Origin of the sequence: Limimaricola sp. G21655-S1 (genome assembly GCF_027213785.1) — a bacterium.
Taxonomy (GTDB): Bacteria; Pseudomonadota; Alphaproteobacteria; order Rhodobacterales; family Rhodobacteraceae; genus Limimaricola.
In genome coordinates this window covers 114,365-136,789 of sequence record NZ_JAPWGO010000005.1, presented here as the reverse complement: position 1 = coordinate 136,789, position 22,425 = coordinate 114,365, and the positions used below count along the sequence as shown (strand labels likewise).

Below are 22,425 nucleotides of genomic sequence, written 5' to 3'. Positions count from 1 at the left end.
ATTCCACTCCCTTCAAACGCCATAAAACAGCAAAGCTTCGCGCACCTTTCACGGCCGGGCCAACGCACGATTTCAACGGGGAACAACACATGCCGCTTTCGCTCGACGACAAATGGATCTGGGACAGCTGGTACGCCCATGACGGGCAGCGCTGGCACGGCTACTTCCTGCAAGCCGACAAGTCGCTGGGCGACCCGGATCTGCGCCACTTCAACGTGAGCCAGGGCCACGCCGTCTCCGACGATCTGGTGAACTGGGAGCACAAGGGCACCTGCCTGAGGCCCGCGCCGAAGCCCGCCTGGGACGACACCACGACTTGGACCGGATCGGTGATCGAGGGCCCCGACGGGGTCTGGCACCTGTTCTACACCGGTGGCGGCTCCGCTGAGAGCGGGCTCTACCAGCGTATCGGCCACGCCACCTCGACCGACATGCATTCGTGGGAGCGCGTCGGCTCGGGGCTGTGCCTCGATCTGAAGGGGCCGAACGCCGTCCATTACGAGGCCGAGATGCAGGTGGGCTTCTGGCCCGACCGGGCGATGCGCGATCCCTTCGTGATGAAGGACCCCGATGGCGACGGCTACCTCATGTATTTCACCGCCCGCGCGCCGGGCATCGCGGAGGCCAATGCCGGCGGCGCCATCGGTTTCGCGACCTCGTCCGATCTCTATGAGTGGACCCTCCAGCCCCCGGTCTTCGTCGGCGATTACGGCCAACTCGAAGTGCCGCAGGCCTTCGAGATCAAGGGGCGCTGGTACTGCCTGTTCTGCACCGCCGACATCCACTGGTCCGAGGAGCGCAAGGCCAAGGCAGGCGTGCCGCCGGTCACCGGCAACCACTACCTCGTCGGCGACGGCCCGCGCGGGCCATGGCGGGTGGCGCCGGGCTTTCTCGACGGCGATCTGCCCTGCTATCGCTACGCGGCCAGGGTGCTGATGACCGAAACGGGCCCCGTGCTGATGGGCTTCCGAGACGGCGGCAAGGAGGCTTTCGGCGGCTACGTGATGGACCCCGTGCCGCTCGAGATCGATGGCGACGGGCAGCTTCGTATCGGCAAAGCCGGGTAAAGCGAACTACAAATGCCAAGCCGACGCGAGATAATTTGGGAGTAGATCCAGCGCGGCACAGTCATGTCCGATAAGACGGGTTATCAGATAGGAACTGAAGCGGACAGAGCCATGCTGTGCGGATCATGCCCAGCATGGCCAAGGTTGAGGTAGTCGAGCCTCGATGCCGCCCTTGCTCGGGGCGGCGCCGCTTCTTCATGCTGCGACGTCCGCTCCCCGAGTGGCGTCTTCCTTCCTCACCGGGATCGATCCGGCATCCGCACCAGTTCGCGCCCGCCCATATGGCTCAGGACGGTATAAGCGAGGGTGCTGGCCGCGTCGTAGGTCGAGGTCGACGCCAGCGAGCGCGGCAGGTAGACGACCTGATTTTCGCGGCAGGCATGCAGCGCGTCGCACCAGGAGGGCAGGACGCTGTCCAGGGCGGCCTTGGCATCGGCCGCCGTTTCGCCGCGGTCGGCGCGATAGGTGACGAAGGTCATGTCCGCGTCGAAGCGCGGCAGCATCTCGGCCGAGAACGTTTGACGCTCGTTGCCCTCGATAGCATCGACGATCTCTGGAAACGAGAAGCCCGCATCGCGCAGTACCTTGCCGAGCGTGCCATAGGTGTTCCACACCAGCAGCTCGCCGTCATGCCCTTGAATGACCGAGACGCGCAGCTTCTCCGTGTCGACTTGGCTGCGGATCAGATCGAGCTGCGCCTCATAGCGTGCTTCGAGCGCGGCAAGGCGGTCGCCGCGCCCGGTGATCTCCGCCAGCTCGGCGTAGACGTCGAAATCACTCGTCGTCGCGATGTCGAAGACATAGGTCGGCGCGATCCGGCGCAGCTTGTCCGGATCGGCCGTCTGCCAGTTCGTCGTCACGATCAGATCGGGGTCGACCGCGGCGACGCGCTCCACATCGGCTGGCAAGTTGCCCATGAACGCGATGTCGGAATTGGCGAAATCCATCCCCGTGGCCGTGGCGGAGGAGCGGATATAGGGCGTGCCGTCCGCCCGGGTCCGTCCGTGCGAGCCAATCGGCTCGATCCCCAGTTCGAGAAGCGCGACCGTCAGCGAGGTGTCATGCAGCGAGACGATCCGCTGCGGGTTGGCGGGCAGGGTGACCTCGACCCCGGTGCCGTCGACGACAGTGCGGACCTCCTGCCCGGCCGCGGGCGCGGCGACCGCGATCAGGGCCATGGTGGCGAGATGCTTCATGAGACCTCTCCTCCTCTCTCGCTCAGTTCGCATCAGCGGTCGTCGCGGGATCGCCGTCGAGAGCGGTCTCGATCAACGGGACGAGGCGCTCCACCGCATAGGGGATCGACAGGAGAGAGGCATGCGAGAACGCGCCGACCAGCTCCTCGTCGAGAAAGATCTCGCTCCCTTCCTGGGCGACATCGAGGAACTTGCGTGCGGGCAGGTCGAGGATCGGCTGTCTGTTCTCTTCCTCCGGGAGCCAGACGAGAAGATCTGTATCGATCGGCGAGAGATCCTCGGGCGAGAAGTTGACCGCGAATTCATTGCCGACGATCAGATCGTCGATCGCTTGCGGCGTCTTGAAGCCCAGCTCTGTAAGCAGCTGCGGGCGGACATCGTTCGACGTGTAGGCGCCCAGGTCGCCGTTCCACATATAGGCAACGGCGGCGGTCTTGCCGGTCCAGTCCGGATGGGCATCGGCCGCTGACTGAAGCTCGGCCTCGACCGCTTCTATCCGCTCTTCGGCTTCCGCCTCGCGTCCGACGGCCCGGCCGGTCAGGCGCGCGCGCTCGTCCCAGGGCAGGGCGTAGTCACCGACGCCCTCGGGGACCGCCACCACCGGCGCGATCAAGCTCAGGCGTTCGTATTCTTCGGCGGTGATGCCGGACCACAGGGCGACGATCACCTCTGGCTCAGCGGCGGCAACCGCCTCGAAATCGATCTGGCCGCGCAGGATCGTCGGGGTTCCCTCGAGCAGGGGCTCGGCCCAGGGCCAGACCGAGCGGGGGTAATCGCCATACCAGTGACGGATGGTCACGGGCTGCACGTCGAGGGCGAGCAGATCGTCGGCTCCGGCATAGTCGAGCGAGGCAACGCGCTCGGGCGCCTCTTCAATCACCGTGGTCCCGAACTTGTGCTCGAAGGTCACGGGGTAGTCCTGTGCGAATGCAGGCCCCGTGAGGCCGATGATGATGGTCGAGATGGCCGTGGTCAGGCGCAGCATGGTCTTCTCCGGTTTTGCGAAATGGGATGTCGCAGCCCGCGGGGGCGGCTGCGATGGCAGGTGCGGGCGGGTGAGCGGACCGCGAGGGCCACGCGCTCGGTCGGGGAGGGGACTCGTCACGCCTCCTCCAGCCCATGCTTGCGGCGCAGATGGGCGCGCAGCAGCACCCCGCGGCTCTCGGGGTCGCGCAGGACGCAGGTCGAACAATATGCGCCACCCTCGGTCGTGTAGTAGCGGCAGCAGCCGCCCCGCGCACGGAACCATTCGGCGATGTCCGGCCGCTCGGGCAGATCGATCCGGAAAAAGCCGGTCTGGCGGGAATGGAGTGGGCTCTCGCGATCGCGCAGAACCGCGTAGGCCATTTCCATGGCCTCCTCCTCTCGACCCACATGCTTGCCCTGCATCAGGAGCGCGCCTGACAGGGCATCGCCGACGAGCCGCCACAGCGCGCCCTTTGACAGGCCCGAGCGATCAACGAGAGAGCTGACGAGCGGCGCGAACAGCTCGGGTAGCGCGGCGCCTAGCATTGCGGCGGGCGCGCTGCACGGCATGAGGTCCGCTTCAGAAAGCACGACGTCATAGGCGCGGCCCTCGCCACTTTCCCCGTCGAGGTGCCATAGGGCGCGGCGTGCGGTCAGCGCGACGGTATTTGGGGCGAGACGCGCGGGTCGCAGCCCCTTCAGCGCCAAGGCCGCGAGCACCTCGCTGACGGCGAAGGCGGTCCGGCCCAGCAGGTAGGCGGCGGCGAGCTTGTCGTCGGCGCCCGGCTGCGCCTGTGCCTCTGCGCCAAGCCATGCTTCGAGCAGCTCGGCCCCTGGCGTATCGAGGCGAAGCACCTCTTCGGGGGCAGGACCCGCGTGCAGCCGCGCCGAGAAGGCGTCGCGCAGCCGAGGCAGTTGCGCGGCGGCCGCCGCGAAATCGGCACCGACGGCATCATTCCGTAACGCGGCGCCGTCGGTCGGGAACGGTGCCCGGCTTTGTCGTATCATCCTCGTCACAGGCTGGCCCTCGCCTGAGTGCGAAGAAGGAGCCATACGAAGAGCGGCGCGCCGATAAGTGCCGTCACCAGCCCCGCCGGGATCTGGACCGGTGCGAAGGCAAGGCGGCCGGCCAGATCCGCCGCGCCCACGAGAAGCGCGCCGGTCGCCGCCGAGAGGGCGAGGTGGAGTCCCACACCGCAACGCGCCAGCCGGTGGGCCAGATGCGGCGCGACGAGGCCGACGAAACCGATCGGTCCGACCATCGCCACCGCCGCCGCGGCGAGCGCCACGGACAGGGTGATTAGCGCCATGCGGGTCCGGCCGACCCGCAGCCCGAGCCCCACCGCCATCTCCGGCCCCATGCGCATTGCCGCCATCGGCCGCGAGGCCATAACGAGGGCCGGGGCGAGGCAAAGTAAAGCGCCGCCCAGGACCGCCACCTCGCCCCAGCCCGCCGCATGGACCGAGCCCGCCAGCCAGCCAAGCGCCGAGAGCGCGCGGTCGATCTGCCCATAGGTCAGGAAGGCCGAGGTCAGCGCGGAGACGAAGGCCGCGACGCCGATGCCGGTCAGGATGAAGCGCATCGTCGCCCCGCCCGATCTGCGCATCGCGATGCCCTGGATCAGCGCGGCCACTGCGAGGGCGCCCCCGAAGGCAAGCACGGGTCGCATTGCTTGGGGCAGTTCGGGCCAGGCCACCATCGCCGCGACGACGGCAAGGCCCGCGCCTTGGCTCACCCCGACCAGCGACGGGTCGGCCAGCGGGTTGCGCGTGACGTTCTGGAGCGTCGCGCCCGACAGCGCCAGCAGTGCACCGGCGGCAAGCGCGGCGAGGGCGCGCGGGAAGCGGAACTGCCAGACCACCGTCTGCGCCATATCCGACGGTGCCCGCCCGGCGAGGGTCATGACGACCTCGGTGGCCTCGAGCGGGTAGCTGCCGGCCATCAGGCTGGCAACCACGAGGGTGCAGGTCAGGCCCAACAGAACAGCCAGCACGGTCAGGGCATGCACCGGCAGGGCGTATGTGACCGGCCCGTCGAGCCGGATGAGCAGTCCTGCGCTCACAACCGTGCCCTCACCAGCCAGACGAAGATCGGCGCGCCAAGAAGGGCGGTGACGAGGCCGGTCGAGATCTCGACGGGGGCCAGCACCATGCGCGCGGCCACGTCGACGACGAGGAGATAGCCCGCGCCCGCGAGTGCCGACCATGGCATGATCTGCCGGTAATCCTGCCCGGCGAAGAGGCGCACGACATGCGGCACCACGAGGCCGACGAAGCCCATCGGTCCGGCCATGGCCACGGTGGCCGCGGTCAGCGCCACGACGGCGAAGAGCGCGAGCGCCTTCACCCGCCCGACATTCAGTCCCAGCCCCGTGGCTGTCTCCTCGCCCATGGCAAGCGCCGTGACCTGCCGCGCGATGGCGAAGGCGACGACGAGACCAGCGCCGAACCAGGGCAGGGCCCAGAGCATGACGCCGCCCTGCGCACCGGCGAGCGATCCGGTCATCCAGACCCGCAGCTGCTCGAAGCTCTGCTCGTCGAGCAGGTTCGCGATGGTCACGAGCGCGGCGAGAAAGGCCGTGACCGCCGCGCCGGACAAAACGAGCGTGAGCGGCATCGCCCCGCCAGGCGCGGCCGCGGCGATCCCCCAGACGGCCATGGCCGCGATGACCGCGCCGAGGGCCGCGACCAGCGGGATCAGCGCTGGGGCGGCAAGGTCGAACACGCCCACAACAAGCACCACCGCGAAGGAGGCGCCGATCAGCAGCCCGAGGATGCCCGGATCGGCCAGCGGGTTGCGCGTCACGCCCTGCATGAGCGCACCGGATACGGCGAGCGCGGCACCGACCATCGCCGCAAGAAGCGCGCGTGGCAGGCGCAGGTCGACAATCACCACGTGCTCGAAGACCGACGCGTCGTAGGAGAGCAGCGCCTCGGCCACGACCGGGAGCGGAATGGTCCTGGCCCCGACCGAGACATGCCACGCAAAAGCAAGGGCGAGCGCGGCCAGCGCCAGCAGAGGCGCAAAGCCGGGGCGGCGCACCGGGCGGAACGAAGGCGCCGTCATTGCGCGGCGATCCGGGACATGACGTCCGCGTCCGGGGTGACGACCGGCACGCAGACCGGCCGGCCGCTCGCGGGGTCGCGCAGCACGTTCGCCTCGAGGCCGAAGACCTCTCGCAGGTTCGCGGCGGTGAAGACGCGCTCCACGTGGCCCTCGGCGAGAATGCGGCCGTCCTGCATCATGATCAGATGATCGGCGAAGGCGGCAGCGACGTTGAGCTCGTGCAGGACGACGACCAGCGTGCGCCCGTCTTCCTTCGCGATCCGCCGCAACAGACGCATCAGGTCGACCTGAACCTTTAGATCGAGAAAGGTGGTCGGCTCATCGAGGAGCAGGATGTCTGTCTCCTGCGCGAGCACCATGGCGATCCAGCAGCGTTGCCGCTGCCCGCCGGAGAGCTCCGACACCGGTCGGTCGGCGAACCCGATCACATCCGCCGCCTGCATTGCGGCCTCGACGGCCTCGGCGTCCCGCCGCGACCATTGCCGCAACAGCGACTGGTGCGGATAGCGCCCTTGCGCCACCAGCTCGCGCACGCGCAGCCCTTCGGGGGCGATCGGCCCCTGTGGCAGCAGGGCAAGTCGCTTGGCGACCTCGCGCGTCGGCATAGCCCCGATGGGACGGCCATCAAGACGGATTTCCCCGCTGCGGACGGGCAGGACGCGGGCCATTGCCTTCATGAGGGTGGATTTTCCGGAGCCGTTGGGACCGACGAGAACCGTCAATGCGCCATCCGGCACATCGAGGGAAACATCACGGACGATCGGCGCGTCGCCATAGCCAACCGCGACACCCGCCACGCGAAGGCAAGATGCAGCGCTCTCTTCCGGAGCATCTGAATTGTTGTATCCGGTCATGCTCTGCCCCTGTTGCGACTCATGCCTAAGCAAATCTGTCGGATTAAACAAGTTGACTGACAGTATTTGTCGGGTATGAGGAAGCCGGATGAAGGAGCGGCGGAGGCCGATGTCTATCCGTCCCCTTTTTCGACGTGATGCCCGATGGACATCGTCGGGAAACAAGATGCTCGACCGACTCTGAACCTGGATAAAACTATGTTCCTCGCCGCCTCCGACCTCCGCGTCGTCTCTGCCAGCGACCAGCGAGCTTCATTGGAGCCCAAGGACCGGCGGCTGCTGGCCCAGATGCGCCTGTCCGCCCTACGTTGCCGGTCCCGGAGCCGGATCGAGTTGGCGCAGGCCTGCGCCATGGTTGGCACTCGGCGAGACATTCCGCCGGAAACCGTGCTCGATGCTTTGATCCGGACGCTGGGTGAAGCGCTTGGCCGCTCTCCCCGCTTCTATCGACCGACCGCCCGGGCACTGTCCTTCGACGAAAGCTGGCTGCTGCGCCTGATCGCCGCTCTGCGCGACGACGACCTGATCAGTGCCACGTTCCTGTTGCACAGCCGCGTGCCAGCGCAGGTCCGGCGGTCTCTGGTTCATCTGGTCGCTCGCGTTGCGTCCGATAGTGACACGTTGACACGCTTGGCGGAGGGGACAGATGATCCGGCATCCCCGAAGCTGGAAAGGATTGCGTCATGACACAGCCTGCCATCGAGTTAAGCCCCGATGCTCGGAAGGAGATCGCCGAGGCGCTGAACCAGAGCGTGGCGGAGACCGCGGTCACCACCATGCTCGCCCAGAACTTCCACTGGAACGTCACCGGTATGGCTTTCGGCGAATTGCATCGCCTGTTCCAGGAAATCTACGAGGATCATTTTCAGGCGCAGGACGATCTTGCCGAGCGTATCCGTGCCCTGAATGAGCATGCCGAGGGCAAACTTGCCGGCATGCTCGAGCGATCAAAGGTCGAGGAGCATGACGGTCATCAGAGTGATCGCGAGATGGTCGAAATCCTGATGAAGGCGCAGGAGACCATTGCCGCGACGCTGGGGGGCCTTGGCGAACTCGCAGCCAATCACGGTGATACCCTGACCGAGGATCTTGCCATCGAGCGCGGGCGAACCCACGAGAAATTCGCCTGGATGCTGCGTGCCCATATCGCCTGAAAACGGCGGGTGAAAGATTCAGGCGGCGCCCGAGGGGCGCCGCTTTCTGTTTCACAATGACCCAGACCGCAGCAGGCTTACCCGGCATTCGGAGGCACGCGGCGCACGCCGCCGCCCCCGCTTCAGGACAGCGCGATCAGGTCGCAAGGGGCGGCGTCACGCCCTTCTTTGCGCATTTCTTCAGATAGGCCGGGGCCCAGTGCCGGAACCGGCCCAAGTCGTTCTGCTGATGCACCAGCATGGTCACAAAAGCCTCACGGTGCTCGGGCTTCTTCAGCGTCTTGAACATCTTCTTCTGGGCCTTGGTCATTGAGCAACCGATGCAATGACCTTCGCGGCGGAACTTGCAGACGTCGATGCAGGGGGATGGCAGTTTCTTCGCCATGGTCTCTCCGATGCGGCCGGGGCTTCTGCCTTGCCGCTCCAGATAGTCGCCTCGTCCGAACGGGAAAAGACATGGCATCGGGTTTCTTGTCCGCCGCACACAATCCCCGGCAGACAAGCAAGAACCGCCGGACCAGGAGGGAACCGGCCCGGCGGCTGCCGGGGCGTTTCGGTAACGCCCCGAACCCGCTGATCAGAACTTGACGCTGGCGGTTAGCGAGATGTCGCGGCCCTCGCCGAAGTAGCACGTGGCAAGATCGCAATTGGTGAAATGCTCGTCATCGGTCAAGTTGCGGAGGTTGAGCGAGACTTCGTAATCGTCGGTGCCGTAGGCCACCCGCGCGTCGTAGAGCGTGTTGTCCGGCACGAAACCGTTGCCGTCGCCATCCTCGCGATCACCCGCAAAGCGCGCACCGACGCCGAGCTCCCAGCCCGCGAGCCGGCCGACTTCGGGGGCATAAGTCACCCAACCCGAACCGAAAGTCTCGGCCACGGTAGCAATGGAGTTGCCGTCGACATTCTCGGTGTCGAGCATGGTGAAGTTCGCATCGAAGCGCAGGTCGCGCCAACGAGTCTGCGCCTCGAGCTCGATGCCCTGCACGGTCGCCTCACCGGTTTGGATCTGGAAGCCCGGGTTCTCGGTATCGGCGATGGTCAGGTTCGACTTGGTGAGGTCGAACAGCGCCACCGAGTAGAGGCTGTTCGTGCCGAGCGGCTGATACTTCATGCCGACCTCGTATTGCTCGCCTCGGGTCGGCTCGAACGGATCGCCCACCGCATCCAAGCCCACGACCTCCTGCCGGAAGCTTTCGGCGTAGCTGCCATAGACCGAGACGCCGTTATCGAAGGCATATAGAAGCGCGACATTGCCGGACACGGCGTTGTCCTCGGCGTTGACGACCGCCGAGGTGAAGGTGCCGGTGGTCTCGCCGGTCTCGATCTCGCCGTAGCGCAGGCCGGTGTCGAGATGCAGCCGCCCGTCGAAGGTTGCGCGGTTCTGTACGTAGAGCCCGCGCTCCTCGACCGTGCTGGCCGGGCTGTCTATCACGGCGATCTCAGGCGCGCCGGGATAGACCGGGTCGAAGGGATCGATCGGGGCGATCTGCTCGCCGTAGCCGGTATCGCTATCGTATTCGCCTCGATTGTAGCTCAGACCGAACAGGGTCTGCATATTGATCGAGCCGAGCGCGTATTCGGCCGTGGCGGTCACGTCGGCACCGAAAGTCTCGAGTTCGTTCTCGGCGCGGTAGAAGGTGCGGTTGATCGTGCCATCGCTGTTGTAGCGGTTCGTCTCGAAGTTGTCGAAGGCCCACCAGGCATGACGGTAGTCCGCCTCGCCCCGGGTCGCGCGGGCGCGCGCATCGATCGACCAGACCGGCGACACGCGGTGCTCGGCCAGCAGCGTGACGCCACGGCTTTCGCTGTCATAGCGATCGAAACCCGGCTCGCCCACGAAGAGGCTGTCATCGAGAAAGCGTCCATCGGGCGAAGGCTCCAGCGTACCGAAACGCGAGGCGAACTGGATCATCGGGCTGGCTTGGTTTTCCTGGTAGTTGCCCAGCAGGGTCAGCTTGGTGCCGGCCTGCGGCTCCCAGGTGATCGAGGGCGCGATGGCGAAGGCATCGTCGCGGCTGTGTTCCACCTGAGTCTCACTGTCGCGCGCCAGCGCTACGATGCGGCTGCGCAGGCTGCCATCGCCATTAAGATCGTGCGAGACGTCGAGCCCGACTTGCCGGCGCTCATGCGAACCGATCTGAAACCGGGCGATGTTCTCCGAGTTTTCGGCCGAAGTCTTGGAGGAGGTGTTGACCACGCCGCCAACCTCACCATTGCCATAAAGCCCCGAGGCCGGGCCGCGCAGCACGCCGATCTGCGAAAGCAGGAAGGGCTCGGGCTTGGTATCGTTGTAGTAGCCGTAGCGCGCCGCCAGCCCGTCATGGAAGGTGGCCGGGCGAAAGCCGCGCACGAGATACCAGTCCGAGCGGTTATCGAGACCAAACTCGCCGGCGAACACACCGGCGCTGTACTGAAGCGCCTGTTCCACATCCTGCGCACCGCGCTCGGCCATCTCGGCCTCGGTCACCACCGAGATCGCGCGCGGTGTCAGCGCGATCGGCGCGCCGGTTTTGGTGACGTTGCTGTCGAGCGCAATGGCATCGCCAAAGAAGGTGTCCTCGAATTCACCCTCGACAGTGATGGGGTCGAGTTCGATGTCCTGTGCCGCGGCAGGGAACGCCGCCATCAGGGCACAGATAGAAATTGCGGTGCGCCGAAGCAGCATGCCCGTCTCCATGAGTTTGTGCTGGAAATGCCTTGCCATGCCGGCTGGGTGCAGACCCGCTACATTTCCTGACTGAAACTATCAAGAACAAACTTCGGTTATCCGTTGAACAGCATTGGCAAGGTGAAGCTGTAACTTGGATTGTTCAGACCCTGCGGCGCGGCGGGCAGCCGCGCGGCCTGCACCGCATTCAGCGCAGCCTGATCGAGCACGGCGTTGCCGGAGGAGCCGACCAGAGCGAGGCCAGTCAACCGACCGCGGCGATCCACCGTGATCCGCACCGTCACCTGGCCCGAGGCACCACGCGCGGCATTGGGGTAGCGCTTGCGCCGCTCGATCTGCGAACGCAGTTGCGCCCCCCATTGTGCGGTCAGCGACTGCACCTGCCCGGGCGACAGCCCCGGCGCGGCCTGCTGTTGCGCCGCGCCCGCCTGCGCGCCGCCGCCTGATCCGGCGGCGCGCTGTGCCTGCCGCGGTTCGGAGGCTTGCCGCTGCGGCTCCCGCTGGGGCGTCAGTTCCGGCTTTGGCTCGGGCTTCGGCGCCAGTTCGGGCGGCCGCTCCGGGCGCGGCTGCGGCCGGTCCTTCGGTGGCTCGGTCATTGGCTGCTGCGGCTCGGACGGCAGCGGCTCAGCCGAGATTGTGTCGATCTCGGGGGCGGCGGGCAGCTCTGGCGCCTGCGGCACCGCAAGGCCCGGCCCGGTTGGCATGGCAGGTGCGACCGGAGCGGCGGGGGCCGGCATCTTTGGCATTTGCGGCACGGGAGGCGCGATCGGCATGGGCTGCGCGATCTCCCCTGTCTCGGATGGGCGTTCCCACGCATCGACAAGCGCTGCGATCTGCGCGTCCGCAGCCGCCAGCGTCACCGTCTCGGCCCCGCTCGCCCCGGCGGCGGTCGGCGTCCCCTCATCAGGGCGCAGAGCGAGCAGCGCCAAATGCGCGCCGACCGCCAGCGCAAGGAAGCTTGCGCCTTCGAGCAAGCGCCTCATGGTGCGGCTGTCACGAGCTCGATCGCCGAAAAGCCCGCGGCCGACAGCTCGGGGAGCAGCGCCGCGAGCCGCGTCGCCGGCACGCCTGCATCGGCGCGCAGCGTCAGCACCTCGCAATCCTCGCAGATTTCCGCCTCAGTGGCCGCCGCGGCGATCGCGCCGTCACCCAGCGTATCGTGAAACGCCACCGTGCCTTCGGCCGAGAGGTGCAGCACCAGCTCGCCGCCGGCGAGCGTCTCGGCCTCGGCCTTGGGCGGCGTCACCTCGAACGGCTCCGGCGGCGCGATCTGCGCTGTCATCAGGAAGAAGATCAACAGCAAGAACACGACGTTGATCATCGGCACGATGCTCTCGGTCTGCGGCTTGCGCGGCGGCTCGGACAATCTCATCAATTCACTCCACCAGCACAAGTTGGCCGTAGCCCTCGGCCGAGAGCCGCTGCATCACCGTCACCAGCCGCTGAAGCCCGGTGTCCTCCTCGGCGCGCAGCACGATGGTGTCGGACGGGTCCTCGACCAGATCTGCCAGCGCCTCGGTCAGCGCCGTCTCCTCGATTGCCACGCCGTTCAGCGTCAGCGTCTCCTCTCCGACCGCGACCAGCCGCGGCGGCCCCTGCCAGCCCGCGCCTGCCGCCTGTCCTGCCGCGTTCAGCGGCAGCTGCTGGTCGAGGCCGAACCGAGCGGAGAGCATGAAAAACACCAGAAGCAGGAACACCACGTCGATCATCGGCGTCAGGCTGACGCGGCGACGCGGCCGGTCGAGATCGGCGAAATTCATCTCAGGCCGCTCGCGCGACCGGCTCGGCCGACGCCACCGGTCGCAGGAATATCCGGGTCGCGGCGTCCTCCATCTCGTGGCGCAGCCGGTCGGTCACGCTTTCGAACCAGGTCAGCGCCATCGAGGCCGGAATCGCCACTGCCATGCCGGCGGCGGTGGTCAGCAGCGCCTCCCAGATACCGCCCGCCAGTGCCGCCGGATCGGCCCGACTGCCGGCCTCCTGCAACGCCTGGAACGCGGCGATCATGCCGAGAACGGTGCCCAGCAGCCCCAGCAGCGGCGCAATGGCCGCAATTAGCTCCAGCGGCCGCAGCCCGGCCTTGGCGCGGGCCAGAAGCTCCCGGGCGACGCGCTCAGTTTCAGACTGCGCGGCCGCATCGTTGAGGCCGGGATCGCGCCGGGACCGCATCGCCGCCTGCACCAGCTGTGCCCGGCAGCTTCGCCGCCCGTCTATCAACGCCAGCGCCTCGGCCTCGCGCCCCGCGCTCCAATGCGCGACCGCGCGTTGTGTGCGCCGGCCTCCGCTCCACGCTCCGAGCAGCACCAGCCGCCACGCCTTCCACAGGATCAGTGCCAGCGTGATCACCGAGAGAGCGACAATCGCCCAGATCGCCGGGCCGCCAAGCGCGATCACCTCCCAGCCGCCTTCGAGCCCCGTCCGCGCGCGTGTCCAGATCTCGTTCATGGTGGATTCCCTTGACTGCGAGTGGCGCACCGATCGGGCGCAACACAAAGTCTGAGTGTATTAGTCGGGATTGTGCCGTAGGTCCATACGTGTGGTGAGACGAACGCATGGGGTCGGGCGCTCTCCGACTTCTGAAAAGAAGCTGGTGGCTGTGAATAGCCCTATGTTTAGGGAACGCCCCTTTACCGAATTCGGAATTAAAGGCTGCCACGGCGATCGACCTCGAGATGTCAGGTCTGGCACAAGGCGGCATCCTCGGCGTGCCGGTCTCTGATCAGATCTTCGCGGCGCTGGCGCTGCTGCTCGAGCCCGCCTTCGCCTGGGTTGCCTCCGTACTGGTGGTGGTGCTGCTGCTGGCTTATCAGATCACAATGGCCGACTCGGCCGTGCCCACCATCAACACGATCAACGCTGCCGGTGATGACAGCCCGAAGGCGCGACCGCACATCTTGTTCTGGGGCGCGGCATTAGCAATGGTGGTGGGTGCGCTGCTGATCATCGGGGGATTGGGCGCGATCCAGACGGCGATGGTGATCGCGGCGCTGCCCTTCTCCGTGATGATACTGTTGATGGGACCTTCGCTCTACAAGGCGATTGGTCGCGATCTGCGCCGCGAGCGTATGGGACTTCCAACCATCGCGGAGCCGATCGCCTCGGCGTTCTTTCCGACGACTTAAACTGTCGGCCCCGTTGCCTGTGTAGCCAGAATGCGCAGACAAACGGGGCCGCTGAAACTACGGGTAGTCATTGGTGTGTTATCCTGCGCGTACCATTCGAGGGAACGAAACCTTGAGAACCACTCCCGAAGCTACTGCTGCTCCTGATCAGGTCTGATCGGGGGCTCCCTTGAACAAGTGCGTCTGCTCGGGGCGGAAGGTCAGGCTTACCTCCCGGCCGCGCTCGAACACCGCGTCCTCGGAGAGTGCGGCGATCAGCGGGCTGCCATCGGTCAGCTCGAGATCGACCACGGTTTCCGAGCCGAGCCGTTCGGTCAGCTTCACCTTGCCGTGCAGCTTGCCCTCCGATGGGTCGAGCGAAGGGTGCAGGTATTGCGGCCGGAGCCCGAGCGTCAGTTTTTCGCCCGCCCGCAGCCCGTCGATCTGGCAGGGCAGTTCGATCGGGTCGAGCGCGGGGTTCTTCACCACCGCCGCCCCGGCGCGCGCCTCGGCCACCTCGACCTCGATCAGGTTCATGGATGGTGCGCCGAGGAACTTGGCGACGAATAGGTTGGCGGGGTTGTGGTAGAGATCCATCGGCGCGCCGACTTGCTGCACCTCGCCATCCTTGAGTACCACGATCTTGTCCGCGAGCGTCATCGCCTCGACCTGGTCATGCGTGACGTAGATCATCGTGGTCTTCAGCTCCTTGTGGAGCCGGCCGATCTCCATCCGCATGTCCATCCGCAGCGCCGCGTCGAGGTTCGAGAGCGGCTCGTCGAACAGGAACACCTCCGGTTTCCGGGTGATGGCGCGGCCGATGGCAACGCGCTGGCGCTGGCCGCCCGACAGCTGCGAGGGACGCCGGTCGAGCAGGTGCTCCATCTGGAGGATGCGTGCCGCCTCCTGGATGGCCGCCTCCTTCTCGGCCTTCGGGGCCTTGGCGACGGTGAGGCCGAAGCCGATGTTTTCGCGCACCGTCATGTGCGGGAAGATCGCGTAGCTCTGAAACACCATGGCGATGCCGCGTTCCTTGGGCTGCACCTCGTTGACCACGCGACCGCCGATCTCAAGCGTGCCGTCCGAGATCGTCTCCAGCCCCGCGATCATCCGCAGCAAGGTCGACTTGCCGCAGCCCGACGGGCCCACGAAAACCACGAACTCGCCATCCTCGATCTCGAGGTCGATGCCCTTGATCACCTCCGTCGCGCCGTAGCGCTTGCGGATGTCCTTCAACCTCACCGTCGCCATGTCATTTCCCCCTATCGAACGCTTCGATGTAGAGCAGCCCTTCGGCATCGACCTTCACGGGCACCGGGTCCATCACGTAGCCGCCGAAGTTCTCCTTGCCGCCATCGCGGAAGCCCATCAGCACTGGCCCCATTTCGGTCATCAGCACGCGCGCCGCGTAGCGGTAGCAGGGAAGATCGCCGTCGAGGAAACCAGGCGCTACGCACCAGGGGCCACGCGGGCTGTCGCCCACGAGGTAGTGGTTACCGGTGACCGGTGCGGTGCCGGCGTTGACGCGTCGTTCCTCGGACCAGTGTTCGGCGGCGGTGCAGAAAAGACAGTACCAGCGGCCGTCGATCTCGAAGACCTGCGGTACTTCGAGCTGGCCGTAACCGCCGACGAAGACCGGCGGTTGCAGTGTCCACTCGTAGAGGTCAGGCGAGGTCGCAAAGCCGATCGCGCCGCCTTCGTTGGCCTCCTCGATGCCCGGTGCGCGGGCGGTGAAATACATCAGCCACCCTTCGCCGTCCGGGTCCTTCATGACGAAGGGGTCGCGCATCGCCCGATCATGCCAGTGGCCGACCGCATGCTCGGCCTCGTAGTGGCTCGCGTTCGGCCCCTTCATGTCGAGGCAAAGGCCGGAGCCCACACGCTCCCAACTGTGCATGTCGGCCGAGGTGGCGTGGCCGATGCGCTGGTAGAGCCCGTTCTCGGCCGAACCGCCGCCCGTATAGAACAGGTGCCAGAGCCCGTCGGGCCCCTGGATCACCGACCCGGTCCAGGTGGTGGTGTCGTCCCACGCCGGCTTTGGTGCGGGCTTCAGGCACGTGCCGAGATGCTCCCAGTTCACCAGGTCGTCCGAGACGGCATGGCCCTGGCTGACGTTAAAGTGGCGCAGGTCTGGGTCCCCGAGCGACTTGTCCGCCTTGAGGAAATAGCCGTGCCAGCGCTGCCCGTCATGGGCGTACCAGCTGTCCCAGATCCACTGGTTTTCGAGTGCGAGGGTCATGTCGTGTCCTTGCGAATAAGTGGTGTCAGCCCTTCACGCCGGTCGAGGCGATCGAGGAGATGAAGGCGCGTTGCAGCACGAAGTAGAAGGCGAGCACGGGCAGGGTGATCAGAGACAGGTAGGCCATGATCTCCCCCCATGCGCGGTTGAGCTGGAAGAAGTACTGGAGACCCACCATGACCGGGCGGTAGCCCTCCTCCTGCACCACCATCAAAGGCCAGAGGTACTGGTTGTACATCACCAGGAACTTCAGGATCGCCGCGGTTGCCAAGACCGGGCCGGAGAGCGGCATGACGATGCGGCGGTAGATCATCCACCAGCTCGCGCCCTCGACCCGGGAGGCCTCGATCAGCTCGCGCGGCAGATCGCGAAAATACTGTACGAAGAGGAAGATCGTCAGCCCGTCGGAAACGAAGGGCAGGATCTGCACCCGGTAGGAGTTGAGCCAGCCGGTGGTGAACCCGTCGAGCCCGATCCAGGGCAGCTGGTTGACGATCAGCAACAACGGGATGGCGATGGTCTCGAAGGGCACGATCAGCGTGGCGAGAATGATCGACAGCAGGAGCCCCGACCCGCGCCATTCGAGGAACACGAAGGCGAAGGCGGCGAGCGAGCAGACCAGCAGCGAAAGGACCACTGTGACCGCCGTCACCAGCACGGAGTTAAAGATGAACAGCCCAACCGGCGCGCGCTGGAAGGCCGCGGCGTAGTTGTCGAGGGAGATGTCGCCCACCGGCAGGAAGGCTCTCAGGCTGCCAGTATCCGACAAGAGCTGCTGGTCGGGCTTGAGGGAACTCACGACCATGAAGACCAGCGGGAAGATGAAGATCACGGCGATCAGCACCAGCACCGCGTAGCGCACGGCCAGTCTGAGACCGCGATTGGACGGATCGATCTGGGCCATCAGTTCCGCTCCCGTGTCAGGTATCGCTGGATCAGCGAGATGGTGAGAACCAGCAGGAACAGCAGCACCGAGATGGTCGAGCCGCCGGAGATGTCCTGCTTGCCATAGCCGCGTTCCACGGCTTGGAAGACGATGGTCTGGGTGCTGTCGAGCGGCCCGCCGCCGGTCATCACGTCGATCTGTGCGAACAGCGCGAAGGCCTGCATGGTGATCACGATTAGGATCAGCACGGCGGTGTTTCGCAGCCCCGGCCAGGTCACGTAGCGAAAGGTCTGCCAGCGCGAAGTGCCTTCGATCTCGGCAGCCTCGTAGAGTGTTGGGCTGATCGTCTGAAGCCCGGCGAGCCAGATCACCATGTGGAAGCCCACCGCCTGCCAGATCGACATCGCCATGATCGCCGGCAGCGCCGTGTCAGGATTGCCGAGCCAGTCGACCGGCTCGAAGGCGCCGAAGGTGATGGCCGAGAGCAGGTTGTTCAGAAGCCCGTCATTGCCGTCGTAAATGAAGCGCCAAAGCAGGGAGACGACGACGATCGAGACCACGACCGGCATGAAGTAGATCGTGCGGAAGACGTTGATGCCTCTAAGCCGTTGATTGATCAGCAGCGCCAGCACCAGCGCCAGACCCGCCTGCACCGGCGCCACCACCGCGACGAAGGTGAGTGTGTTGACCACCGCCTTCATGAAGACCACGTCGCGCGCCAGCAGCACCACCCGGTCCTCGCCCCATTGCCAGCTCGTCCATTCGCGCATGCCGTCGAGATGGGCGTAGTCGGGGTTGCCGCGAGTGAAGCCGCGCAGGCGCGGATACTCGATCGCGCCATCCTCGTCGCGGATCACGGCGCCCGCATCGTCGCGCTCGGGCTCCAGCGTCAACACGCCCACACCCATGAGCTGGCGGTAGTTGTCGAAGCCGACCCACTCGGTCGGGTTGGGCGAGATCAGCCGCTGGTTGGTGAAGCTTAGCCCGAAAGCGAAGAGAAACGGCAGGATGATGAAGACCGCGATCAGGCCGAAGCCCGGCAGCGCCATCGTCCACCCGGTCCGGTTCGATTGCGTCAGTCTGGAGCGGGACATGGGTCACCTCGTCTCTGGGTCCGGCCCCCTCGGGAGGAAGGGGGCCGGAGGGGAGGATCAGTGGCCGTAGCCCTGGTTGCGCTCGATGTCGGCGTCGATCTCGTCGACCGCCGCGTCGAGCGTGTCCTGCACGTCGGCGCCGTTGGCGATGTCGGCGAGCGCCTTCTCGAACACCTTGGCGGCGACAACGTAGCCCGGCGTCACCGGGCGCAGCTTCGCTTGGCTTTCGGAGAGCTCGTAGAACGCCGCCATCGGGCCACCCTCTTTGTAGTTCTCGGTCATTTCGGCCGCGCTCTCGGTCGGCGGGATCAGCCCGATGCCATTCGAAAAGGCGGCGAGGTATTCGTCTTGCAGTGCGAACTCGATAAAGGCTGCTGCCCCCTCGGGATGCTCCGAAGTTGCCGAGACCCCGAACTGCCAGCTTGCCGCGCCGATTACCGGGCCGTTGCCGAAATCGGGCGCGGGCAGAAACAGCGTGTCATCGCCATATTCGTTGAGGATGTTCAGCGCGGCCCAGTTGCCGTTCCAGCTGATTGCGTATTTGCCCTCGACGAAGCCGTTGTCGCGATCGGCGGGGTCCTGGCTGGTGCCAGGCACCAGGTCGCGCTCGAACAGCGATTGCCACCATTCGCCGAACTCGACCGCTGCGTCGCCGTTCAACGCGCCTTCAGCGGTGGAGTAGGTCTCGCGATCGACGATGTCGCCGCCGAAGCTCTGAAGGAAGGGTGAGAAGGCATAGGGATACCACTCGCCGGTCCAGGCCATGCCGAGATCGAGAGGATAGGCAAACTCGCCGCTCTCCTTGATCTTCACCAGCGCCGCGTCGAACTCCTCCAGCGTCCAGGGCTCTTCGAGCGTCGGCACACGGATATCGAACTGGTCGAGATAGCTCTGCCGCGTCACCATCGCCACGGCGGCGTCCCACAGGCCGATCGAGTAGAGCTCTCCATTCCACTCGCCCTTCGTTCCGGGCAGGAAGTTCTCGATCAGGCTCTCGTCGATCGGCAGCGGTTGCAGGTAGCCCGACCAAGCCCAGTTCGGCATGACGGGGCCGTCGACATCGAGGATATCCGGCAGGTTGCCCGCGAGCGCCGCAGCGATGACGCTGTCGTTGTAGCTGCCCTGCGGGAAGCTTTGCAGGCTGACCTCCCACTCGTCCTGACTTTCGTTGAAGTCGCCGACGATGCGATTGATGATCTCGCTTTCGACCTCGTTTCCGGCGCCGTGATACCACATGCTCAGTTCGGTCTGCGCGGCCGCACCGGTGGCGAGGGCGCTGGCGAGGATCGTGCCTGCCATCAGGTTCGTTCTGGTCATCTTCGGGTCTCCTCCCTGTTGGATGTCAGTGTTCGGTGACGGATTGGCGCCAGCACACCGGGCCGCCGATCAGTTCGACTTCGGCCGGTACGGACGCCCCCGCGATCAGCGAAAGAAGGCGGCGCGCTGCTGCCTCACCGATACCGCGGTAGTTCAGATCCGCCGTGGTAAGCGGTGGGTACAGCGTCTCGGAAATGACGCGGTAGTCGTCGTAGCCCGCGACGGAGATCTCCTGCGGTACGCGGATGCCGCGGTCTCGCAGTTCCCCATAGAGCCGGAGCGCCAGTTCGTCGTTGCCGCAGCAGATGACTGTCGGCCGATCCTCAAGTGCCAGCAGCCGGTCGAGCGCCGGCGCGATGAACGGCTTTGGTCCTTCTCCATGATCGGCAAAACCTTCAGTAACCAGCGCCGGGTCGAAGGAAATGCCCGCGGCCTCCAGCGCCTCGCGGTAACCTCGGCTGCGAAGCTCCGTCGCGATCATGCCCTCGGGTAGCGTGAGGTAGGCGATCCTGCGATGGCCGGCCGAGATTACGCGCTCGACAAGCGCGCGCTGGCCCGCTCGGTCGTCGGGTAGGATCGCGGGCGTGCCGATTGCATCGAAACAGTTGGCGAGCACCAGCGGCGTGCCGCGCGGATCGAGTTCCTCGATCCGCTGATGGTGATCGGCTACATAGATCAGCCCCTCAACGCGGTGCTGCGCGAAGGTCGCCATCAACTCCGCAGCCCGGTCCGCCTCGCCGCCGGTATCGGCGATCATCAGGGTCATCCCGGCCTCGGCGACCTCGCGCTGGATCGCTTGGACGATGAACAGGTCCGGAAGGCCGGACGGCCCGGCGCTCCCGTCGCCGCGCGAGATTGCGCCGGTAATCAAGCCGACCAGGCCTGACCGGCTGGAGCGCATCGTCCGCGCCGCACGTGAAGGGCGGTAATCGAGTTCGCGGATAGCTGCCTCGACCGCCGCACGTGTTTTGAGCCCGACCGGCGCATCGCGGTTGATCACCCGCGAGACCGTCTTGGGCGACACGCCAGCCTGCTTTGCAACGTCGTAGATCGTAGCCACTGCGTTCCTCGCACGTACCGCACCGTTCAGAGCCATATGACATCGGTGTCATGACATCGGTGTCATAGCAGGGCGGATTCCGTTTGGTCAAGCCTGTTTGGATTGCGTTCACTGGCGCGCGGCATGTCGGTTGTTTGGTCTTTCCCACCCACATGCGACTGCCCTGCCATTTTCACGACCAGGTGCCGGTTGCGAATCAGAGAGACGCGCATTGCGATTTCGGCAGTTGTGAACCGTCCTCGGGGAGGCCCCCTGCCACCGTGGCGCGGGACATGATCCTTAATTCATCACTTCACGAGAAATATTATGCCCGCAACCGACGACTCGGGCCCTTCGGCACTGGCATGTCCCGGCGGACGCTTCCAAAAGGCGCCGCGCAACCGCGGCCCCACGTATCGCCGCGGTGCCCGGAGGCTCGAGAGGGAGAACACATGAACCAGCCGACACGATTTCTGCATGCCGGCATGAAGCTGCCCTTCATGCTCATCGTCACCTGTTTTGCCGCCTGGGGCATCGCGGCCAACATGACCGACCCACTTGTGCAGGTCTTTTCCAAGATCTTCTCGATGAGCGCGTTGCAGTCCTCGCTGGTGCAGTTCGCCTATTACGGAGCCTATTTCTGCCTCGCCTTGCCAGCGGCCTTCATAAATCGACGTTACTCCTACAAGACCGGCATCCTGGTCGGGCTGGGCTGCGCCATCGCAGGCGCCTTCCTGTTCTATCCGGCCAGCATCGCCATGACCTATGGCTTCTTTTTGGTGGCGCTGTTCCTGCTGGCGGGCGGGCTGTCGATCTTGGAGACGTCGGCCAACCCCTTCGTCATCGCCATGGGACCGGAGGGCAACGCCACGCGCCGGCTCAACCTCGCCCAAGCTTTCAACCCGGTCGGCACCAATATTGGCGTGTTTCTCTCGGCGGCGCTGATCCTGCCCAACCTGAACACTGCCGATGCAGACGCGCGCGCCGCGATGGGAGCGGACGCGCTGCGGGCGCTGCGCGCCGAGGAGTTGCAGGCGGTGATGGTCCCCTATGTCGGATTTGCCGTGGTGCTGGTCGCGATCTGGATTGCGATCGCGCTCAGCCGCATGCCCACGCCGAGCGAGCGCGAACTCGAGGCCGGACATGAGCTGCATTTCCGAGCAACGCTGAAGCGGCTTCTGAAAAACCGCCATTACAGCTTCGGCGTGGTGGCGCAGTTCTTCAACGTCGCCGCCCAGACCTGCGTCTGGACCTTCACCCTGCAATACGCGATGGCGGCGATCGGCACCGACGAGGCCGGGGCCGGCTGGTATCTGCAAGCCAGCCTGCTGGTGTTCCTTGTCTCGCGCTTCGCGATGGTCTGGGTGATGGGTTTCGTCCGGCCTGCGCTGCTGCTGGCCGGCTTGGCGCTGACGGGGGCAGGGCTTGCGCTCTATGCCGCGGTGGTGCCGGGCCTGTCGGGCCTGTGGGCCGTGGTGATGATCTCGGCCTGCCTGTCGCTGATGTTCCCGACCATCTACGGCATCGCCCTCGAGGGGCTGGGCGAGGATACCAAGTTCGGTTCGGCCGGGCTGGTGATGGCGATCCTGGGCGGCGCGTTGCTGCCGCTGGTGCAAGGCGCGGTGATCGATGTCGCCGGCGCGACCTTCTCCTATGTGGTGCCGGCCGCAGCCTTCCTGGTCGTGATAGGATACGGGCTGTTCGACTTCGCCGCCGTGCGGCACGGGGCGGCCCGGACGGCCTAAAGGCGGCCGAATTTCGCAATTGCCCCGCCCGC

At 65.9% G+C, this 22,425-nt stretch carries 22 protein-coding genes and 1 pseudogene; 5 read left to right on the top strand and 18 right to left on the bottom strand.

The features are described from left to right. Positions 1-89: 89 nt before the first annotated feature. A complete protein-coding gene (locus O4G76_RS07440; protein ID WP_269396733.1) occupies positions 90-1,067 on the top strand; it encodes a glycoside hydrolase family 68 protein in 978 nt (325 codons plus the stop codon). 236 nt (positions 1,068-1,303) lie between these two features. On the opposite strand, the gene O4G76_RS07435 is transcribed toward O4G76_RS07440, so the two are convergent. The 6 genes from O4G76_RS07435 to O4G76_RS07410 form a co-directional block, all read right to left on the bottom strand. After that, complete coding sequence (locus O4G76_RS07435) at positions 1,304-2,263, bottom strand: ABC transporter substrate-binding protein (protein ID WP_269396732.1); 960 nt, start codon at positions 2,261-2,263, stop codon at positions 1,304-1,306. Between the two features lie 22 nt (positions 2,264-2,285). Continuing rightward, positions 2,286-3,248, bottom strand: a complete 963-nt coding sequence (locus O4G76_RS07430) for an ABC transporter substrate-binding protein (protein WP_269396731.1) — start codon at positions 3,246-3,248, stop codon at positions 2,286-2,288. 116 nt (positions 3,249-3,364) lie between these two features. Beyond that, positions 3,365-4,237 carry a (2Fe-2S)-binding protein gene (locus O4G76_RS07425; protein ID WP_269396730.1) on the bottom strand — a complete coding sequence of 291 codons (873 nt, stop codon included), beginning with the start codon at positions 4,235-4,237 and terminating at the stop codon, positions 3,365-3,367. Positions 4,238-4,242: 5 nt separating this feature from the next. Then, the gene (locus O4G76_RS07420; protein ID WP_269396729.1) at positions 4,243-5,292 is read right to left on the bottom strand and encodes an iron ABC transporter permease; all 1,050 of its coding nucleotides are present in this window, start codon (positions 5,290-5,292) and stop codon (positions 4,243-4,245) included. Continuing rightward, positions 5,289-6,296, bottom strand: a complete 1,008-nt coding sequence (locus O4G76_RS07415; RefSeq protein ID WP_269396728.1) for an iron ABC transporter permease — start codon at positions 6,294-6,296, stop codon at positions 5,289-5,291. The genes O4G76_RS07420 and O4G76_RS07415 overlap by 4 nt, the downstream gene beginning before the upstream one ends. Beyond that, a complete protein-coding gene (locus O4G76_RS07410; protein ID WP_269396727.1) occupies positions 6,293-7,150 on the bottom strand; it encodes an ABC transporter ATP-binding protein in 858 nt (285 codons plus the stop codon). The genes O4G76_RS07415 and O4G76_RS07410 overlap by 4 nt, the downstream gene beginning before the upstream one ends. 144 nt (positions 7,151-7,294) lie before the next feature. Here O4G76_RS07410 and O4G76_RS07405 point away from each other — a divergent pair, with 144 nt between their 5' ends. After that, a complete protein-coding gene (locus tag O4G76_RS07405) occupies positions 7,295-7,837 on the top strand; it encodes a hypothetical protein (RefSeq protein ID WP_269396726.1) in 543 nt (180 codons plus the stop codon). Next, the gene (locus O4G76_RS07400) at positions 7,834-8,304 is read left to right on the top strand and encodes a Dps family protein (protein WP_253329466.1); all 471 of its coding nucleotides are present in this window, start codon (positions 7,834-7,836) and stop codon (positions 8,302-8,304) included. The genes O4G76_RS07405 and O4G76_RS07400 overlap by 4 nt, the downstream gene beginning before the upstream one ends. 136 nt (positions 8,305-8,440) lie before the next feature. Here O4G76_RS07400 and O4G76_RS07395 read toward each other — a convergent pair whose 3' ends face one another. The 6 genes and pseudogenes from O4G76_RS07395 to O4G76_RS07370 all read right to left on the bottom strand — a co-directional run. Further along, on the bottom strand, positions 8,441-8,689 hold the full coding sequence (locus O4G76_RS07395; RefSeq protein WP_269396725.1) for a DUF1289 domain-containing protein: 249 nt from the start codon (positions 8,687-8,689) through the stop codon (positions 8,441-8,443). 192 nt (positions 8,690-8,881) lie between these two features. Continuing rightward, on the bottom strand, positions 8,882-10,969 hold the full coding sequence (locus O4G76_RS07390; RefSeq protein ID WP_269396724.1) for a TonB-dependent siderophore receptor: 2,088 nt from the start codon (positions 10,967-10,969) through the stop codon (positions 8,882-8,884). Between the two features lie 98 nt (positions 10,970-11,067). Next, on the bottom strand, positions 11,068-11,955 hold the full coding sequence (locus tag O4G76_RS07385) for an energy transducer TonB (RefSeq protein WP_269396723.1): 888 nt from the start codon (positions 11,953-11,955) through the stop codon (positions 11,068-11,070). Next, the gene (locus O4G76_RS07380) at positions 11,952-12,344 is read right to left on the bottom strand and encodes a biopolymer transporter ExbD (protein ID WP_269396722.1); all 393 of its coding nucleotides are present in this window, start codon (positions 12,342-12,344) and stop codon (positions 11,952-11,954) included. Before O4G76_RS07380 ends, O4G76_RS07385 begins: the two co-directional genes overlap by 4 nt. Positions 12,345-12,348: 4 nt before the next feature. Further along, positions 12,349-12,732, bottom strand: a complete 384-nt coding sequence (locus O4G76_RS07375) for a biopolymer transporter ExbD (RefSeq protein ID WP_269396721.1) — start codon at positions 12,730-12,732, stop codon at positions 12,349-12,351. 1 nt (position 12,733) lies between these two features. Beyond that, a pseudogene (locus O4G76_RS07370) lies at positions 12,734-13,354 on the bottom strand (MotA/TolQ/ExbB proton channel family protein); the annotation flags it as partial. 218 nt (positions 13,355-13,572) lie between these two features. On the opposite strand from O4G76_RS07370, the gene O4G76_RS07365 reads away from it, so the two are divergent. Further along, the gene (locus tag O4G76_RS07365) at positions 13,573-14,094 is read left to right on the top strand and encodes a BCCT family transporter (protein ID WP_373568017.1); all 522 of its coding nucleotides are present in this window, start codon (positions 13,573-13,575) and stop codon (positions 14,092-14,094) included. A 147-nt stretch (positions 14,095-14,241) separates the two neighbouring features. Here O4G76_RS07365 and O4G76_RS07360 read toward each other — a convergent pair whose 3' ends face one another. From O4G76_RS07360 to O4G76_RS07335, 6 genes are read right to left on the bottom strand one after another with little or no spacing between them, the layout of a single operon-like run. Continuing rightward, entirely contained in the window at positions 14,242-15,324 is a 1,083-nt protein-coding gene (locus O4G76_RS07360) for an ABC transporter ATP-binding protein (RefSeq protein WP_269396719.1), read from the bottom strand. A 1-nt stretch (position 15,325) separates the two neighbouring features. Then, positions 15,326-16,312, bottom strand: a complete 987-nt coding sequence (locus tag O4G76_RS07355) for a levansucrase (RefSeq protein ID WP_269396718.1) — start codon at positions 16,310-16,312, stop codon at positions 15,326-15,328. A gap of 25 nt (positions 16,313-16,337) precedes the next feature. Next, a complete protein-coding gene (locus O4G76_RS07350; protein WP_269396717.1) occupies positions 16,338-17,216 on the bottom strand; it encodes a carbohydrate ABC transporter permease in 879 nt (292 codons plus the stop codon). Beyond that, a complete protein-coding gene (locus tag O4G76_RS07345; RefSeq protein ID WP_269396716.1) occupies positions 17,216-18,292 on the bottom strand; it encodes a carbohydrate ABC transporter permease in 1,077 nt (358 codons plus the stop codon). Before O4G76_RS07345 ends, O4G76_RS07350 begins: the two co-directional genes overlap by 1 nt. Before the next feature lie 57 nt (positions 18,293-18,349). Continuing rightward, positions 18,350-19,609, bottom strand: coding sequence for a sugar ABC transporter substrate-binding protein (locus O4G76_RS07340; protein ID WP_269396715.1), 1,260 nt, complete (start codon positions 19,607-19,609; stop codon positions 18,350-18,352). Positions 19,610-19,634: 25 nt separating this feature from the next. Beyond that, positions 19,635-20,669, bottom strand: a complete 1,035-nt coding sequence (locus O4G76_RS07335) for a LacI family DNA-binding transcriptional regulator (RefSeq protein WP_269396714.1) — start codon at positions 20,667-20,669, stop codon at positions 19,635-19,637. A gap of 431 nt (positions 20,670-21,100) precedes the next feature. Between O4G76_RS07335 and fucP the strand changes: the two genes are divergently transcribed. Next, on the top strand, positions 21,101-22,393 hold the full coding sequence (gene fucP / locus O4G76_RS07330) for an L-fucose:H+ symporter permease (RefSeq protein ID WP_269396713.1): 1,293 nt from the start codon (positions 21,101-21,103) through the stop codon (positions 22,391-22,393). The last annotated feature ends 32 nt before the right edge of the window (positions 22,394-22,425 follow it).